Below are 17328 nucleotides of genomic sequence, written 5' to 3' on the forward strand. Positions count from 1 at the left end.
TCCGTGGCCCTCTTCGGGGCCGCCTGCGCCCTGTTACTCGCCGGGTGCGAATTCACCGCGCCCGATCCCTACAATGACGACACGCCCACCTCCGGCAAGGTGATCGTGCTGGCCGACGTGGACAGCCGGCCGGTGATCGAACAGGAGGCCGTCATTTTCCATTCCTTCTATCCAAAAGCCGAGATAGAGGTGCGCTACATGACCGAAGGCGAGCTGCTGAAGGCGATGATGAACGACAGCGTGCGCTGCGTGGTGTCCTCCGTGGCGTACGGCCCCGATCAGCAGGCCGACTTCAGGGAACGGAAATTGAGCGCCTTGCCCGTGGTGCCCATCTATACCGATGCCATCGCCGTGGTGGTGAACAAGGCGAGTCCCATCGCACGGCTGGACCTGCAGCAGATCAAGGCCATCTTGATCAGCGACACGACCGCTGTACGGGTGACGACCGATATGGAGAACTCCAGCACCATCCATCCCTTGCGGGCGGTGTTCGCCGGCAGTGGCAGCGGAGTGGCACGGATGCTGATCGATTCTTTACACTTGCAGGGTATCCGCGGTGGAGCCTTGCCGGATGTGGAGACCGTGGTCGCACAGGTCTCCAGGGACGTTCGGGCCATCGGTTTCATCCCCTTCGCGGCCATCAGCGATCTGGACAATGCGGACATGCGAACCCTGCGGGACCAGGTGAAACTGCTTCCTGTCGCATTTGCGTCGGACTCCGCTGCCATTCTCCCCAGCCAAAGCACCATCGCGGACGGCCAATACCCGCTCCGACGGACCATGAACATGCTGTTGACAGAGGGGAAAAGCGGTCTTGGCACTGGTTTTGTTTCCTTTGTCGCCAACCATAAAGGACAACGCATCATACTCAAGCTCGGTGTAGCCCCCATCACGGTGCCTCCGCGGAACATTGAGATCGTCGCCCACTAGATCAACCCTGGAATGAAGACCTTCCTGACAATAGGATCCATTTGTATCACTTTTGGTGCCTTTGCGCAATTGCCGGAAGCCATCAAGCTGACCGATAACGAGCAGTTCGAGAAAGCCACGGCCGTGTTTAAGCGTATCGTGGAAAGTTCCCCGACCAGTGGGGAGGCCTGGTTCTACTTAGGCGAGAACTACTTCGCCGAAGACCGTTCGGACAGTGCGGAAGCAGCCTATCGGAGAGGCATCCAGGTGAACCCGACGTATGCCCTGAACTACGCGGGTTTGGGCAAGGTGCTCCATGAGCAGGGGAAGGCCACCGAGGCTCAGGCCCAGTTCGCGAAAGCCACGGAAACCGCGGAGCTCAAGTCCAACAAATACAGTAAGGCACAGATCGCAGCCACCTACCGCGAAGAGGCCGAGGGTCTTGTGGCAGGCAAGCAACCGGATCACGCAGCCGCACTGGTGCTGATCAAAAAGGCCATCGACCTATACCCGAAGGACCCCGAGGCGTACATCCTGAAGGGGGACGTCCAGTTCGACCAGAACCCGCGCGATGGCTCGGCCCCGTTGGAGAACTACAAGCAGGCCATGCAGTTGGACCCCTTGAACGCGAAGCCCGTGGCGCGCAAGGCCTTCATGTACTACCGGGCGAAGAACTTCCCCAGCTCCATCGAGGAATACACCAATGCCATTACCCTGGATCCCGGCTTCGCTCCGGCCTACCGCGGCCGTGCGGAAGCCTACTTCATGGCGCGCGACTTCGACAAAGCCAATGCCGACATGCAGAAATACCTGCAGTTGAACAGCGGTAGCACCAGCGCCCGTGTGCGCAATGCGCAGTTCCTCTTTTTGGTGAAGAAGTATGACCAGAGCCTGAGCGAGATCCAAGCCTTGGAGAATGAGGGCGTGAAGAACATGGTGCTGAAGCGTCTCAAAGCGTTCGACCTCACCGAAAAGGGTGATTTCGCGGCTGCGAACACCACCATGAAGGAGTACTTCGCAGAACAACCCACCGACAAGGTGATCAGCTTGGACTATGAATACCAAGGGAAGATCTACCAAGGACTGGCCAAGGACCTCGAAAAGAACCCGCCCATCAACATCGACCCGAACGGCACCGCCCAAGTGAACGGCGATGTGGCCCACTATGCGGGTTCCACGCCGAACGCGGACGGTTCCACCACGGTGAGCTTCAAATTAGCGCCCTACGACTCCCTCGCCGCTGAGATGTACCTGAAGGCGGCCCGCATGGACAAGGCCAAGGACTATCTCTATCTGGAAGCGGCGAAAGCATTCACCGATGCCAAAGCGTACGGCAAGGCCGTTTCCGCAATGCAGGAGAAGATCAACGCTGGTAAGCCGGAGGTCAACGATTGGTACTACCTCGGCGCCATGGCGAACCGGGCCAAGATGTACCAGACCGCGGACAGTGCCTGGGCGGAGTACATCGCCAAGCAACCGAACATCTATCAGGGTTACCTCTACCGGGCACGGGCCCGGGCGGGCATGGACACGGCCGAGGTGAAGACCTGGTCCGCCAAACCCTATTACGAGGAGGTCATCCGCAAGATGAAGCCTGAGGAGCAGGACGGCCACAAGGCCGATCTGGAGGAAGCTTATAACTACATGGGCCTCTTTTACCTGTACAACGAGGCTGGCATGGACCGTGCTAAGGCCAAGTGCTGGTTCGAGAAAGTGAGCGCGTTGGGTGCGGGTACCAGCATCACCCAGCAGGTGGACGAAACCTTCCTGAAGATGAAGGAGCTCAAAAGCGTGGAACCGTCCGATTGTGAATTGTCATCGGTGCCGAAGTGAGCCTGTCAGGAAAGCCATAAGCTCTAAGCCCTAAGCCCTAAGCTTGAGGCTTAGAGCTTATGGCTTGTAGATGTTCCTCCGAACCCGCATATGGAACGCTAACAAACGATGCCGCGCTGCGTATGAGCAGCCTATTTTCGCCACAGAAACCGACCCGTCAAGAAACCGCCGCCGATGTACGAGCTCATCCGTGATTTCCCCGACCATCTTCAAGAAGCCCTTTCCATCGGCCGCAATGCCAAGCTCGGCGCTCCCGACGGACCTTACACCAATGTGGTCGTCACCGGCTTGGGCGGAAGCGGCATCGGAGGGCGGATCGCGGCGCAGGCCGTCGCGGGCGAGGGCACCTGCCCCATCGAGGTGTACAGCAACTACTACCTGCCGGCCTATGTGGGCAAGGGCAGCTTGGTGATCGCCTGCAGTTATAGTGGGAATACCGAGGAGACCTTGGCCGCCATGGATCAGGCGTTGGCCAGTGGTGCACGCGTGGTCTGCATCACCAGCGGCGGCACCATGCTGGAGTCCGCCAAGGCGAAGGGCCTCGATCATATCGTGATCCCGGGCGGCAATCCGCCGCGTACCATGTTGGCCTATTCGCTCACGCAACAGTTCTTCGTGCTGAAGCATTTCGGCATCATCAAGAGCGACTTTGAGACCTCCATCGCCCGTGCAGCGCAACAGTTGAAGTCCGGTCAGGAGGCGATCAAGGCCGAAGGCAAGGAACTGGCGGGAAAGCTCCATGGAAAGCGCGCCATCATTTACAGTGAGGCCTCCACGGAAGCGGTGAGCATCCGCTTTCGGCAGCAGCTCAACGAGAACAGCAAGGAGTTGTGCTGGCACCATGCCATCCCGGAGATGAACCATAATGAGCTGGTGGGCTGGGCTGGTGGCGACAAAAGCTTGGCCGTGACGATCTTCCGTCACAAGGACGACCACGAGCGCAGCCAGATGCGGATGGAGATCAACAAGGAGGTCTTCGCGAAGTACACGCCGCACATCTTCGAGGTGTGGAGTAAGGGCGATGACCGGCTCGGTCGTCAGTTGCACCTCATACACCTCGGCGATTGGGCCAGCTGGTACCTCGCAGAGAAGAAAGGTGTGGACGCCACGGAGATCGGGGTGATCAACATGCTGAAGGGGAAGTTGGCTGAGGTGAAATAAGCGGAACGGCCGGTGGGGTATTTACCTTGGGCCGATGCAATTCACCGCCACCCAGATCGCCGAACTTCTTCAAGGCACCGTTGAAGGCGATCCTCAAGCCACGGTCACGCGCCTGTCCAAGATCGAGGAAGGCGGCGCGGGTTCGCTTTCTTTTCTGGCCAACCCGGCCTACACGCAATACGTCTACGGCACCACGGCCTCGGTGGTGATCATCGGCAAGGATCTTCCCCTGACAGCACCGGTGAAGACCACCCTCGTGCGCGTGGCCGATGCACAAAGTGCATTCGCCAAAGTGCTGGAGATGTACGACCAGATCAAGCGCAACAAGAAGGGCGTTTCCCCGCAAGCCGTGATCTCTGAAGGTGCCACGCACGGTTCAGATTGCTACATCGGTCCACTGGCCTTCATTGGCGAGAACGCGCGGATCGGCAACAACGTGAAGATCTATCCGCAAGCTTACATCGGGGACAACGTTTCCATCGGCGACAAAACCACCGTTTATGCAGGCGTGAAGATCTATTCAGACTGCGTGGTGGGCAAGGATTGTATCATCCACAGCGGCACGGTGATCGGCAGCGACGGATTCCGGTTCGCCACAGGCCCGGACGGAGGACAGAAGATCCCGCAGATCGGCAACGTGGTGATCGAGGACAATGTGGAGATCGGCGCCAACTGTGCGATCGACCGCGCTACGCTCGGCAGCACCATCCTGCGTAAAGGCGTCAAGTTCGACAACCTGATCCACATCGCGCACAACGTGGAAGTGGGCGAGAACACGTACTACGCAGCGGGCGGCGTGGTGGCGGGCAGCACCAAGATCGGCAAGAACTGCATGTTCAGCGGGCAGGTGGGCATCATCGGCCACCTGAAGATCGCCGACGGCACCATCATCGCGGCGCAGAGCGGCATCAGCAAGGACACCAAGGCGGGCGAGAGTTACATGGGTTCACCGGCATGGGAGGCGAGCAAGTACCGCAAGAGCTACATCCATTTCCGGAATTTGGATAAGCTGGTGGAACGGGTGAAGGACCTCGAAGGAAAGGGTTGAAAAAAGCCGTTCGTTTTTATACCACGAAGGACACGAAGAACACAAAGGGGTTCCTTTAGAATGGACCGCACGCTGCGTGGCATCCATTCCTTCAGCTTGCCGACCATACCGCATCCTTCGTGTCCTTAGCGTCCTTTGTGGTACTTCTTCAATACACTATCAATCGCGGCTCGCTCATTTCCTCCATCGCGTACTTCAGCCCTTCGCGGCCCAGGCCACTGTCCTTGATGCCGCCGTAGGGCATGCTGTCGACGCGGAAGCCCGGGATGCTGTTGATGATGACACCGCCGACCTCCAGCTCCTCGTGCGCCTTTTTTACGTGGTTGAAGTTATTGGTGAACACGCCCGCCTGTAGGCCGTAGTTACTGTCGTTCACGCGGGCGATGCCTGCGGCAAAGTCCTTCACTGATTCCACGACGGCGATCGGCCCGAAGACTTCCGCGCAATCCACTTTCATGGAATGCTTGGTGTCTGTGAGCAGTGTTGCCGCGAAGACGTTGCGCTTGGGATCCACGGGCTTGCCGCCGGCCAGCAGTTTGGCACCGCCTTTCACTGCTTCGTCCAGCCAAGAACCGATGCGCTCGAAGTGGCCCTTGTCGATGATCGGTCCTACGGATACCGACGCGTCGGCGGGGTCGCCGGCCTTCAATGCTTTGTATTCTTTCACCAGCAGGTCGCGGAATTTTTCAAACTCGGGCTTCACCACGAAAATCCGCTGTGTGCTGATGCACGTTTGCCCCGCGTAGAGATTCGCGCCCATGGCCACGCTCTTGGCGGCGGCGGCGAGGTCGGTGCCTTCATCAATGATCACCGCAGCATTGCCTCCGAGCTCCAGCGCCACTTTCTTCTTTCCACAGATCGCCTTCAAGTGCCAGCCCACTTTGTCGCTTCCGGTGAAGCTGAGCATGGCCACGCGCTCATCCTTCACCAACAATTCAGCGACGGGGTTGCCGCAGAGCAGCACGCTGAAAGCGCCCTTCGGCCAGCCGATCTCCTCCATCATGGCGGCTAATGCCAATGCGCTCAGCGGCGCTTGTGGCGCTGGCTTCAGCACTACGGGGCAGCCCGTGGCCATCGCCGGTGCCACCTTATGCAGCACCAGGTTCAGCGGGAAGTTGAACGGTGTGATCGCTCCGATAACACCGATGGGAAAGCGCTTGGTGAAGGCCGTTTTTCCGGCACCTGCACCGAAGTCGATCGGTGTCATTTCGCCGGTGAACCGCAGCGCCTCTGCGGCGGCGGTGCGAACGGTGGTGATGCAGCGCGCGATCTCGCCCTTGGCATAACCGATGGGTTTTCCGGCTTCCTGCACGATCAGCATCGCGAGCTTGTCCGCGCGCTTTTCGATCAGCTTGGCCAAGGCCTCCAACTTTTCGTTGCGTTCCCCGGCGCTCAGCTTATGCACGGTGGCACGGCTGGTGTACGCGGCGGCGATGGCCTCCTCCATCTGGGCCGCGGTGGCGTGCGGGATCCGCGTCAGCTCGGTGCCGTGGTACTTGTCCACCACGGTGTTGAAGCTACCGTCACCCTCCTTCTTCCAGGTGCCATTGATGTAGTTGGCGGGAGTGAACAGCCCGTGCTGCTCAGTGGCTTTTTCCGAGGAGGTGATCGTGTTCGACATGGTGCAAATTTACCACTGCGGGGTGGGCTTAATCCGCAAAGAGCGCAAAGGGAATGCGAAGGTCGGAACCGCAACGTTCGCTACGAGCGCAACGAAGTGCAGATCCTTTCTGACCGTTCGATCCGTACGAATTCGGATCTTTGCCCCCCGAACATCATTCATGCCTACACTCCGTTTTCATTGGGATTTCCTCGGGCCGGACGCCAAACCCACGGCCGAGCACTTCTGCCATCACGTGGAAGAATTCTGCCAGACCAACGGCATTGCAGATCCGCTTACGTTCACTACCATGGTGCAAGGCCGTTGCGTGGCCTCGCTGGAATGCGACGAGAAGCACATGTTGCTGGTGCGCGACCGCCTTCTGCCGAAGCGTGCCGAACGATTAGCTCCAGCCGATTAGCTGATCATTCACATCAGCTAATTAGCGGATCGTTACTTCATTGCCCCGCGCAGCATACGCTCTTTCCAACCGGAATAGGGCGGATATTGGATGCCCGGTTCCGGCAGCGATCCGGCGCTCACAATGCCTTTGTGGTGGCTGAACAGGTCAAAGCTGCGCTTGCCGTGGTAGCGTCCCATGCCGCTGGTGCCCACGCCACCGAACGGTAGTTCCGTATTGCCGAAGTGCAGCAGGCAATGGTTGATGCACCCGCCGCCGAAGGCGATGCGTTCCGTGAAATAGCGCTGGGCCGAACGGCTCTTGCTGAAGACATATAGCGCCAGCGGCGTGGGATTCCGGCGCACGATCGCGAGCACCTCCTCCGGTTCGTTCCACGGGATCGCCGGTAGGATCGGGCCGAAGATCTCCTCCTGCATCACGGAGCTGATGAGCGAAACATCCGTGAGCACGGTGGGGGCGATGTAGCGCTCCGTTGCATCATGCTGGCCGCCAGTAATGATGCGACCATCGCCGAGGTATCCTCTCACGCGCTCAAAATTCTTGTCATTCACCAGCCGTGCGTAATGCGGGCTTTGCAGCGGCTCCTTGCCGTAAAAGTTCTCCGTGTGCTTCGCGAAGGCAGCGAGGAAAGGTTCCATCACCGAGGCATGCACCAAGGCGTGATCGGTGGCGATACAGGTCTGGCCAGCGTTGAAGAACTTGCTCCATGCGATGCGCTTCGCCGCTTGATCGATGTTGGCATTCCGGTCCACGATGGCGGGGCTTTTCCCACCGAGTTCCAAGGTGACGGGCGTAAGCTGCGGTGCGGCCTGCAACAGGATCTTCCGGCCCACGGCCGTGCTCCCGGTGAAGAAAATGTGATCAAAATTGAAGGCGTCGATCAACGGCGGGACCACCGCGCTGCCGGATCCCTGCACAACGAACACATGATCTTTCCGGAACGCCTCCGTGATCATCTGCTGCAGCACCATGGCGGTCTGCGGAGCTTCATTGCTGGGCTTCACCACGGCACAGTTCCCCGCGGCGATGGCGCCCACAAGCGGTGAAAGTGCAAGCACCACCGGATAGTTCCAGGGGGAGATGATGAGCACCACGCCCAATGGTTGTGGATGGATGGAACTGCTCGCGGGCCACAGGCTGATCGGCGTGGGAACATCCTCGGGCTGCATCCATTCGCTCAGGCTTTCCAGCGCATCGTTGATCTCCGCATATACGATCCCAATGTCGGCCATGTAAGCCTCGAAACGTGGCTTGCGCATGTCGGCGTGCATGGCATTGAGCAACGCTTCCTCGTGCTTCTTCAATGCACGCTTCAGGGCCTTCAGGGCATCGCGGCGGGCACGGTAGGGCCGTGTGGCGCCGCTGTCGAAACAGGTGCGTAGGGCGGCCAGTTCATTGGTCCGGAACGCGGATGTGGCTGATGTGGAATCCATGGTTTGGGGTCGTGCCAAGTTAACCGGTCAGCGATGCTATGCCGCCAGAATGAAATCTTCTCCCTCCACCATTCCCCGCGAAACTAGGAACTCCGCAATGCGATCACCCGTGCCGCGCTGTGAGATGAAGGAGACGATAAATGCTTTCCCGGAAGCCGGAAGTCCGCCGTGCGGGATAAATGCATAGCCCGGAACAACGCGTGATTTCACATCGGTGAAGGCGTGGACGGTGATGCCTTCCGCCTCCAGCATCCGGGCACGTTCCCGGCACATCCTGCTGGTGCCGGCGATGATGACGGAACGGTTGTTCAATTTCCGCTTCAGCCACTTGGCCAACCACTTCGCCTTGGTGGTGAAGAAAGCATCCACACTGTAGTTGGCATGCGTGCGACTGAGCCGTTGCGCATGGTCATTCCAAGTGAGCAATTCCTCGGGCAGTTTCGCGAAGCGCACTCCGGCGTTCATCCAGCGCAGCCAAAGCTCATGGTCCTCCGGCAGCGGACCGGTGTCGTAACCGCCATGCTGCTCCACCAGTTCGCGGCGGAACATCACGGTGGGATGTGCGAGCGGTGCGTCCACGAATCGTTTTACGTAATGGTCATGCGGCGTTAGGATCGCATTCTGCCACTTCGTGAACCAGCGCATGCCGCTGCTCCTTTCTACTGTTGTATTGAATGTTGTTTGAGTTCCCAACGCATCGATCTCCGGATGCGCATCCAGATAGGCCACCTGTTTCGCGAAGCGTTCAGGATGGCTGATGTCGTCGGCGTCCATCCGGGCGATGTGGCGGCCTTGTGCGTGTGCTAGCCCGGTGTTGAGCGCTTTCGCGATGCCGATGTTCAGCTCTTGGATCACGCGGATGCGATCGTCATTCGCCACCCAGCGTTTGGCGATAACGGTGCTTTCATCCGAAGAAGCATTGTCGATCAGCAACAGTTCCCACTCTGTGAAGGATTGGTCGGCAATGCTGGCGATGGCGGCATCGAGCGAGGTGGCCATATTGTAGAAGGGGAGGATCACGGAAACGCCAGGTCGCAACTTCATCCTCGATCACTCAGACACCGCCAGCCCCTTCAGCACCACCTCCGCCTTCTTCGCGCCGATCTCCGCTACCACTTCTTCACTCGCGGCTTCGCGGAGGCCCTTGATGGAGCCGAAGCGCTTGAGCAGTTTCTGTGCGGTGCCGGGGCCGATGCCGGGGATGTCCTCCAATGCGGTGCGCACGGTGCGTTTGCTGCGTTTGCCGCGGTGGTGCGTGATGCCGAAACGGTGGGCCTCGTTGCGCATGTGCTGAATGAGCCGCAGGCTGGTGCTGCGCTTGTCGATGTGCAGCGGATAGGGATCACCGGGGAAGAAGATCTCCTCGAGGTTCTTCGCGATGCCGACCAGTGCGACCTTTCCACGCAGGCCGAGGCGGTCGAAGACATTGAGGGCGGCGTGCAATTGGCCCTTGCCGCCATCGATCACCACCAATTGCGGCATTGGTTCGCCATCGGTGATCAGTCTCGCATAACGCCGTTCCACGGCCTCTTCCATGCTGGCGAAATCGTCCGGCCCTTCCACGGTGCGGATGTTGAAGTGGCGGTAATCCTTCTTACTGGGCTTGGCGTCCTTGAAGACCACGCAGGCGCTCACGGGGTCGGTGCCTTGGGTGTTGCTGTTGTCGAAGCACTCGATGTGGCGCGGCAATTCGCTGAGGCGGAGGTCCTGCTTGAGCTGTTCGAGGATGCGGTCGGTGGCGGCCTCGGGGTCCACCAGTGATTCCTGCTTCTGCTTGTCCAGCATGAAGTACTGCGCGTTGCGCGAGCTGAGGTCCAGCAGGTGCTTTTTGTCGCCGCGCTGGGGAATGGTGAAGTGCAGTTCCGGCATTTCGATGCCCGGGTCCATTGGCACGATGGCCTCGGGCGCGTTGCTGCGGTAGCGCTGGCGTAGTTCGGCGATCGCCAGTTGCAGTACCTCGTCATCGGGCTCGTCCAGCTTGCGTTTCAGCTCGATGGTGATGCCCTGGACGACGGCACCATCGATCACGCGGAGGTAGTTCACGAAGGTGCTGAACGTGTTGCGCGCCAGCCCGTACACGTCCACGTCGCCGATGTCAGGGTTCACTACGGTGCTGCGGGCCTGGTACTTCTCCAACTGCTCGAGCTGATCACGCACCTCCTCCGCTTCCTCGAATTCCAACTTTTCAGCATGGGCGTGCATTTGCTCTTTCAGGAGCCGCACCACACCGCGGATGCGCCCCTTCACCAATTGCCTGGCCTGTGCGACGTTGGCGTTGTACTCCGCTTCGTCCTGCAATCCTTCGCAAGGGGCCCTACAGTTCCCGAGGTGGTACTCCAAACAGCGCTTGTACTTGCCCTTGGCGAGGTTCGCCGGGCTGAGGTCGTAGTTGCAGGTGCGCAGTTTGTACAGCTTGTGGACGAGCTTCAGGAGAGTCCGCATGGCACGCACCGAGGCGAATGGGCCGAAATACTCGGAGCCGTCGTCCTCCGGATTGCGCATACCCTCGATGCGCGGGTAGTGCTCGTTGCGGATGCGGATCCACGGGTAGCTCTTGTCGTCGCGCAACAAGATGTTGTAGCGCGGCTGGTATTCCTTGATCAGCGAACTCTCGAGCAACAAAGCGTCGTAGGGCGTTTCCACCACGATGGTGCGCAGGTCGGTAATGTGGCTCACCAGCACCCGCGTCTTGCCGTCGTGGTGGTTCTTGACGAAGTAGCTGCCAACGCGGCTCCTTAGGCTGGTGGCCTTGCCGACGTAGAGGATCTTGCCATCGCTGTCGAAGAACTGGTACACACCGGGCTTGTTGGGAAGCAGGGAGACCTTGTCGCGGACGTTTAAAGGAGCAGGCATGGGCACCGCAAAATTACGGAGTGCCTGGTAGGCTTTTAACCGCGGAGGACGCAGAGTTTGCGGAGAAGGGCATTTGGACGCCTAGGCCTCTGCGCCCTCATGCTGCCAATGGCAGTGCGTTTCTTGATGACACATCTCTTTCTTGCATTCCTCTGCGCTCTCCGCGACCTCTGTGGTTAAATCATTTGAACCCGATCTTTGCGGTGTGAGAACGATCCATTTCAAGGACCTTGGCCCCATCGATTACGCCATTGCGTGGGACTACCAGAGGGAGCTTTTCCAAGCCACCATCGCGCGTAAGGTAGCCAATCGGGAGCTGCCTTTGGAGCAACAAACGCCAACGGATGATCACCTCCTGTTCTGCGAGCATCCGCACGTGTACACCTTGGGCAAGAGCGGCAAGGCGGCGCACCTGTTGCTGAACGAGGAGGGTTTGCGCCGAGAAGGAGTTCAGTTCTTTCCGATCGACCGCGGCGGCGACATCACCTACCACGGCCCAGGCCAGATCGTGGGCTATCCCATCTTCGACCTCGACCACCACTTCACCGATGTACACCGTTTCCTGCGCACCTTGGAAGAGGCTGTGATCGGCACGCTGGAGGCCTACAAGATCAAAGCGGGACGGATCGAAGGCCTCACCGGTGTATGGCTCGATGGCGACGACCCTGCCAAGGCGCGGAAGATCTGTGCGTTCGGCATCAAGGCCAGCCGCTGGGTCACCATGCACGGCTTCGCGTTCAATGTGAACACGGACCTGAGCTACTTCGACCACATCGTTCCCTGCGGCATCGCGGACAAAGGCGTCACCTGCATGGCGAAGGAGCTGGGCGGCCTGCTGGACATGCAAGGCGTGAAGGACCGGCTGAAGCTGGAGCTGGCGGACCTGTTCGACGTGGAGCTGGTGTGAGGTTATTTCCGCAGAACTCGCAGATACCGCCCTCCGGCTATCTTCGGACCGCAACAACCCCCCATGCGCACCATTCTTAAGATCCTCCTTTGGCTCGTCGGCATCATCGCGGTGCTGATCACCCTGTGCTACATCACCGGCAACGGCCACATCGTGAAGGGTGTGCGCTTCACCTACCTTATGGGGCGTAGCGGGCCGGAGATCGATGACCGGGATTTCTTCGCTTCCAACGTCATCCTTGCGGATGACCCGCAGCCATGGCCGAAAAGCCCACGCTATGGCAAGCTGTCACTCACCGATGCACAGCTCATCGCGCTCCAAAAGCTGAACACGGTGGGTTTCGTGGTGATCAAGGACGACAGCCTGCTCTTCGAGGATTATTTCGAGGGCTGGCGCGACGACTCCGTGAGCAACAGCTTCAGCGTGGCGAAGAGCTACATCAGCGTACTGGTGGGCATTGCGATGAAGGAGGGCAAGATCCCCGACCTGCATGCACATGTGGGCCAGTACTTGCCGGAGTTCGACACCTTCGATGAATGCCACAAGAAGATCACCTTGTGGAACCTGCTCACCATGAGCACCGGTCTGGACTGGAGCGAGAGCGGCGCCAGCCCGTTCAGTGACAACGCCAAGGGCTACTACGGGAGTGATGTGAGCCGATTAGCGATGGACCAGCCTTGCCGGGAGGAGCCGGGCCAGGAATTCGACTACATCAGCGGCAGCACGCAGATCATGTCCGATGTGTTGCAGAAGATCTACGGCATGCCGCTGAACGACCTGGTGCGGGAGAAGATCTGGAAGCCGCTCGGCGCGGAGCACGACGCCTATTGGGGCAAGGACCGCAAGGATGGCGACTTCAAGGCGTTCTGTTGCCTGTATGCCACTGCGCGCGACTTCGGCCGCATCGGGCAGTTATGGTTGGACAGCGGCATGTGGAAGGGCACCCGCATCGTTCCGGAGGAATACTGGAAGGAGTCGATCACGCCGGCGAAGCTGATGGACAAGGGCGAACCTAACGACCGCTACGGCTACTACTGGTGGCTCGCGACCGTGGACGGTATGCCGATGTACTACTGCCGAGGCTACCATGGCGAGTACGTGGTAGTGATCCCGCAGGAACGATTGATCATGGTGCGCACCGGGATGAAGTGGGAGGAGCACAACGACGTCGGGCACCCGAAGGACGTGTTCGAGTACACGGAGATCGCTCGAGCGGTGGCGGCGGAGAAACCTTGAAGGAAGTCTTGAGTCGTGAGTCATTGAGTCTTGAGTCCGAGTTCTCCATTCACCGATCACCAAAAGCATTTCTCTGCGCCTCCGCGCCTCTGCGTCCAAAATCCCATAATTTCCTCACCATGCGAGCCGATCACGTGAAAGACCTGAGCAAGATCCTCTTCTTGGACATCGAGACCGTGCCTGCCGTCCGGGAGTTCAGCGAGCTGGACGAACGCACCGCGAAGCTCTTCGGCGACAAGACACGCTTTGAACAGGAGCGTGGCGGGAAGACGGCGGAGGAGGTTTATGGCGACAGGGCAGGTATTTTTTCCGAGTTCGGGAAGATCATCTGCATCGGTGTGGGTGGGCTGAAGCGGGAGGGCGGCGGCCACGCCATGCGCGTCACCTCGTTCCATGGTGATGATGAGCGGGATGTCCTCCACCGCTTTGTGGATATGCTCAACAAGAACTACAGCACGGACGACCACTGGCTGTGCGGCCACAACGGCAGGGAGTTCGACTTCCCGTGGATCGCGCGGCGCTGCATCGTACACGGCATCAAGCTGCCGAAGCTGCTGGACGTGGGCGGCCTGAAGCCGTGGGAAGTGGGCTTTCTCGACACCATGAACATGTGGAGCTTCGGCGACCGCAAGAACTTCACCTCGCTGGCGCTGCTCACGCACATCCTCGGAATCCCCACGCCCAAGGACGACATCTCCGGTGCGGACGTGGCGCGTGTGTACTACGAGGACAAGGACCTTGAGCGCATCGCCACCTACTGCAAGAAGGACGTGGTGGCCACGGCGCAGCTGTATCTGCGGTTGCGCGGGGAAGCTGTGGTGAAGGAGAAGGATATTGCGTTGGTGTGACCTTCGTGCAGCCCTAAAGTCCACCTGTATTCCGTTTTACTTTCGCCGCGTGAAGAGCTTCCTGCGCATCATCGTGGTCCTGGCCATCCTCGTGGCCGCAGGGCTGTTGGTCTGGCAATGGATGACCTCCGCGCAACAAGGTGCCGTGAAGGACCGCGTGAAGTTGTTGATCGGCAGCAACCCGCGCAATATCAGTGGTACCTTGCCTACCGCTGGCGCTGCCAGGTTGACCAAGGAAGGTGGCCTGTTCACAGGCGACGAAGCACCCTTCGCCTTTGCCGCCGGCCCATGGTCCACCGTGAAGTTCGATCTGGATGGCAGCACCGTCCGCCCCAACCTGCGTTTCGATTTCGAGGTGCCCGTCTCGGCGGATACCGTGCGTCTTTCCCGCAAGTGGTCGCATGGCGGGGAACGCTCCTACCGGATGGCCCCGGGCGATGATTATTCCCCGGCCGTGCGGCGTCGCGTGCAGGACGTGGCTACCACGTTGTCGGCCGTGGAAGTCGGGTTTTGGATGTGGTCCCCATCACCAAAAACGCTCGTCACTGCCGTGGTGTCCATTGACCGGGGGAGCAAGCAGCTCGCCTGGTTCGGGAAGGATCTGCCAGCGGACACCGGCGCAGCACAGGGCAGTAGGCTCAACTGCAGCTTCCTGATGCGCGACCTGGCCTTGGAACCTACGGACATCATCTCGGTCTACTTCTGGAAGCGCGGCGGGGAGGAGGCGTTCGTGGACGACATCGACCTCTACTTCCACAGCGCTGAAGTGCCCGGCCGGGCAGGAGGGACGGCATTTGCGCTGGATAGCATGGGCGTAGGCGGCCTTGTCCCGATGGGATATGCGACAGTGTCGGTGACGGAGGTGCCCGTGGATACGGTTCGCTTTCCGGCAGGTGGCACCGCAGTGAACACTACCGAGGCGGCTGTGCCCATCGGTGGCACGGACAAACAATGGCGCTTCGTCCCGCAGGAAGGCGTGGCCTATCTGATCGATGCGGACGGAACGCCCATCGCGATGCTCCGGCCTTGGTCACCGACATCGCGCACGGACATCACACACTTCGAACGCGTAGTGGCTGAGCGGAAACCTCATGGCGTCCTGCTCACCGGCTTCGACGTGGACAACGGGGACGGCACGGACCGGATCGCTTCTTACCCTGCACCCCAAGCCATGATCCTCGAACTAGCACCCCGCCGATGAAGGCTCTGCTCTGGCTCACACCCCTGTTGTTGCTCGGCTGCGCCGATGGTGGTCGCACAGGCCATGGCGGCGTGGACCGTTTCGAGGTGCTCACGAACTGGCATTCCGAGGGGGCGGACGGGGAGAAGGTCATCGCCATGGATTACACCGACGCGATCGACAGCGGGTTCACGATCCCTTCGGCCCATCAGGTGGAGGGCGGGCGGTTCACCTTTTCTTTCACCGTTACGGACACCCTTGGAAAGGGCCGCGCGTTCAAGTACAAGCTGTACTACCGGAACGGATCCTACAAGATGGACGAGACCTTGCCGGACGGTGGGCAGCACCCGCTGGCGGAAGAGAATTTCTATGGCAGCTGGGAGAGCGCGTCGGAAGGCTTCCGCACCACAGCGCGCACCAGCGGGCACGATGCGCTGAAGGTGGAGAACAGTTTCCGCATCCACGGCGACCCGCGTGACGAGGAGCGCTTCTTTCAGGATGGCAAGCGGCTCCGCTGGGCGCGGAACCCTCGGGTGGGTGAGTACTCCTTCCTGCTGGTGGTGGTGCCCGAAGATGCGTTCACCGCCGCCCGGATCCCGGATGCAGTGGCGCGGATTAACGAACAGGAGAACGGCCAATTCATCGAACCATACTGGTATTTCCTGCACGGCCCCGGCGCGAAACTTCCGCAAGTGACCGTGTTGGAGGCGAGGGAACGGTTGAAGGTGAGCGCGCGCCCCCCGTTGGGGGCCGGGATCTATGTCGAGGAGACGGAGGGCATTTCCAAGGGAGCGTTCAGTGATAGGTGCGGGCAGACGGAGGAGCTGCGCAAACAGGCACCTTTCAAGCAGTTCATCCATTACGTGGACCCTTCCACACGCTTCGCCAACATCCCGTTGATCGCGGATGTGCTCGGCAATGCATACACCCCGGAGGACCACGACTTCAACCGCTGCTTCTTCCCGGAGAACAGGATGGTCTCCCTGCGGCCCATGACCACCCGGATGCCCTGCGAGACCGTGCGATCGAATCCGGAAAACAATACCATCGAACTGCGGAATCCGGCTTCCACGCCCAACGACCTGCGTAAGGAGAACGTCGGTGTCCGCTCGCGCAGTGGCCTGATGTACGGCAAGTACTCCATCAAGTGCAAGCTCACGCCGTTGTTGAACGACTCGGACATGTGGGTGGGGCTCACCAACGCCATCTGGCTGATCTACCAAGGCGCGCCTGGGAACCACCGCCGCATCTGCGCCAAGGACGGTTTCCTCGAGAACTATTACGGTGGAGAACAGGACAAGCGCGTGCCGCAGGTGGACTATGCGGAGATCGACTTCGAGATCTTGAAGACGCCGCTGTACTGCCCCGATGCCACCTTCCCGCCCCTGCGCCCGCAACAGGTGGCGGTGCCCGGAAACCGCGCCAACTGGCAGCGACCGAAGGAGGGCGGCATCCCCAAGGGCATGATCACCGTGGCCTGCACCAACTGGGACATGGCCTGCCATTCCCCCATCAACTTCGCAGCGGGTTGCAGCGGGATCACGCATGACGGGCAGACCTTCCTCAGCCAGCGCTGGGACGACAACTACCGTGCGCTCACCCAGAAGATCTTCGAGCCGGACGCGGAGCTCTTCCGTGGCGACCACTACTGGTTCCAGATCGATTGGAAGCCGGAGTCCGTCACCTGGCGCATCGGGCCGGAACTGGACCAACTACGCGAAGTGGGCTACATGGACAGCACCGTCACTTCCATCAGCGATGTGCAGATGCAGCTGATCGTGACCCAGGAGTTCCACAACACTAAATGGTGGCCCGGTTCGCCCTACGACCAAGGCTACATCCCCTTCGCAGCGAAGGACTACACCGGCGTCATCCAGGACGTGATCATTGAATGAGGCA

The 17328-nt window shown here is 60.0% G+C and carries 14 protein-coding genes; 10 read left to right on the forward strand and 4 right to left on the reverse strand.

Annotated features, from left to right (window positions below; translation table 11 throughout):
• The first annotated feature begins 3 nt into the window (after nt 1-3).
• The 4 genes from IPP95_10990 (at nt 4) to lpxD (ending at nt 4951) form a co-directional block, all read left to right on the forward strand.
• On the forward strand, nt 4-930 hold the full coding sequence (locus IPP95_10990; GenBank protein ID QQS71708.1) for a substrate-binding domain-containing protein: 927 nt from the start codon (nt 4-6) through the stop codon (nt 928-930).
• Nucleotides 931-942: 12 nt separating this feature from the next.
• Nucleotides 943-2742 carry a tetratricopeptide repeat protein gene (locus tag IPP95_10995; GenBank protein QQS71709.1) on the forward strand — a complete coding sequence of 600 codons (1800 nt, stop codon included), beginning with the start codon at nt 943-945 and terminating at the stop codon, nt 2740-2742.
• A gap of 174 nt (nt 2743-2916) precedes the next feature.
• On the forward strand, nt 2917-3903 hold the full coding sequence (locus IPP95_11000) for a bifunctional phosphoglucose/phosphomannose isomerase (GenBank protein QQS71710.1): 987 nt from the start codon (nt 2917-2919) through the stop codon (nt 3901-3903).
• Nucleotides 3904-3937: 34 nt separating this feature from the next.
• Complete coding sequence (gene lpxD, locus IPP95_11005; GenBank protein ID QQS71711.1) at nt 3938-4951, forward strand: UDP-3-O-(3-hydroxymyristoyl)glucosamine N-acyltransferase; 1014 nt, start codon at nt 3938-3940, stop codon at nt 4949-4951.
• 148 nt (nt 4952-5099) lie between these two features.
• Here lpxD and IPP95_11010 read toward each other — a convergent pair whose 3' ends face one another.
• Nucleotides 5100-6572 carry an aldehyde dehydrogenase family protein gene (locus IPP95_11010; protein QQS71712.1) on the reverse strand — a complete coding sequence of 491 codons (1473 nt, stop codon included), beginning with the start codon at nt 6570-6572 and terminating at the stop codon, nt 5100-5102.
• Between the two features lie 160 nt (nt 6573-6732).
• On the opposite strand from IPP95_11010, the gene IPP95_11015 reads away from it, so the two are divergent.
• Complete coding sequence (locus IPP95_11015) at nt 6733-6972, forward strand: hypothetical protein (GenBank protein ID QQS71713.1); 240 nt, start codon at nt 6733-6735, stop codon at nt 6970-6972.
• A 32-nt stretch (nt 6973-7004) separates the two neighbouring features.
• On the opposite strand, the gene IPP95_11020 is transcribed toward IPP95_11015, so the two are convergent.
• From IPP95_11020 to uvrC, 3 genes are read right to left on the reverse strand one after another with little or no spacing between them, the layout of a single operon-like run.
• Nucleotides 7005-8405 (reverse strand): aldehyde dehydrogenase family protein, encoded by a 1401-nt coding sequence (locus tag IPP95_11020; protein QQS71714.1) that lies wholly within the window; start codon nt 8403-8405, stop codon nt 7005-7007.
• A 36-nt stretch (nt 8406-8441) separates the two neighbouring features.
• Complete coding sequence (locus IPP95_11025; protein ID QQS71715.1) at nt 8442-9449, reverse strand: glycosyltransferase; 1008 nt, start codon at nt 9447-9449, stop codon at nt 8442-8444.
• A gap of 6 nt (nt 9450-9455) precedes the next feature.
• The gene (gene uvrC, locus IPP95_11030) at nt 9456-11258 is read right to left on the reverse strand and encodes an excinuclease ABC subunit UvrC (GenBank protein QQS71716.1); all 1803 of its coding nucleotides are present in this window, start codon (nt 11256-11258) and stop codon (nt 9456-9458) included.
• 205 nt (nt 11259-11463) lie between these two features.
• On the opposite strand from uvrC, the gene lipB reads away from it, so the two are divergent.
• The 5 genes from lipB (at nt 11464) to IPP95_11055 (ending at nt 17324) form a co-directional block, all read left to right on the forward strand.
• On the forward strand, nt 11464-12165 hold the full coding sequence (gene lipB / locus IPP95_11035) for a lipoyl(octanoyl) transferase LipB (GenBank protein QQS71717.1): 702 nt from the start codon (nt 11464-11466) through the stop codon (nt 12163-12165).
• 63 nt (nt 12166-12228) lie between these two features.
• Nucleotides 12229-13401 carry a serine hydrolase gene (locus IPP95_11040; protein QQS71718.1) on the forward strand — a complete coding sequence of 391 codons (1173 nt, stop codon included), beginning with the start codon at nt 12229-12231 and terminating at the stop codon, nt 13399-13401.
• A gap of 119 nt (nt 13402-13520) precedes the next feature.
• On the forward strand, nt 13521-14249 hold the full coding sequence (locus IPP95_11045; GenBank protein ID QQS71719.1) for a 3'-5' exonuclease: 729 nt from the start codon (nt 13521-13523) through the stop codon (nt 14247-14249).
• Nucleotides 14250-14298: 49 nt separating this feature from the next.
• Complete coding sequence (locus tag IPP95_11050; protein ID QQS71720.1) at nt 14299-15450, forward strand: hypothetical protein; 1152 nt, start codon at nt 14299-14301, stop codon at nt 15448-15450.
• Nucleotides 15447-17324 carry a hypothetical protein gene (locus IPP95_11055; GenBank protein ID QQS71721.1) on the forward strand — a complete coding sequence of 626 codons (1878 nt, stop codon included), beginning with the start codon at nt 15447-15449 and terminating at the stop codon, nt 17322-17324. The genes IPP95_11050 and IPP95_11055 overlap by 4 nt, the downstream gene beginning before the upstream one ends.
• Nucleotides 17325-17328 lie beyond the last annotated feature (4 nt).

The organism is Flavobacteriales bacterium, assembly GCA_016700415.1.
Taxonomy (GTDB): Bacteria; Bacteroidota; Bacteroidia; order Flavobacteriales_F; family PHOS-HE28; genus PHOS-HE28.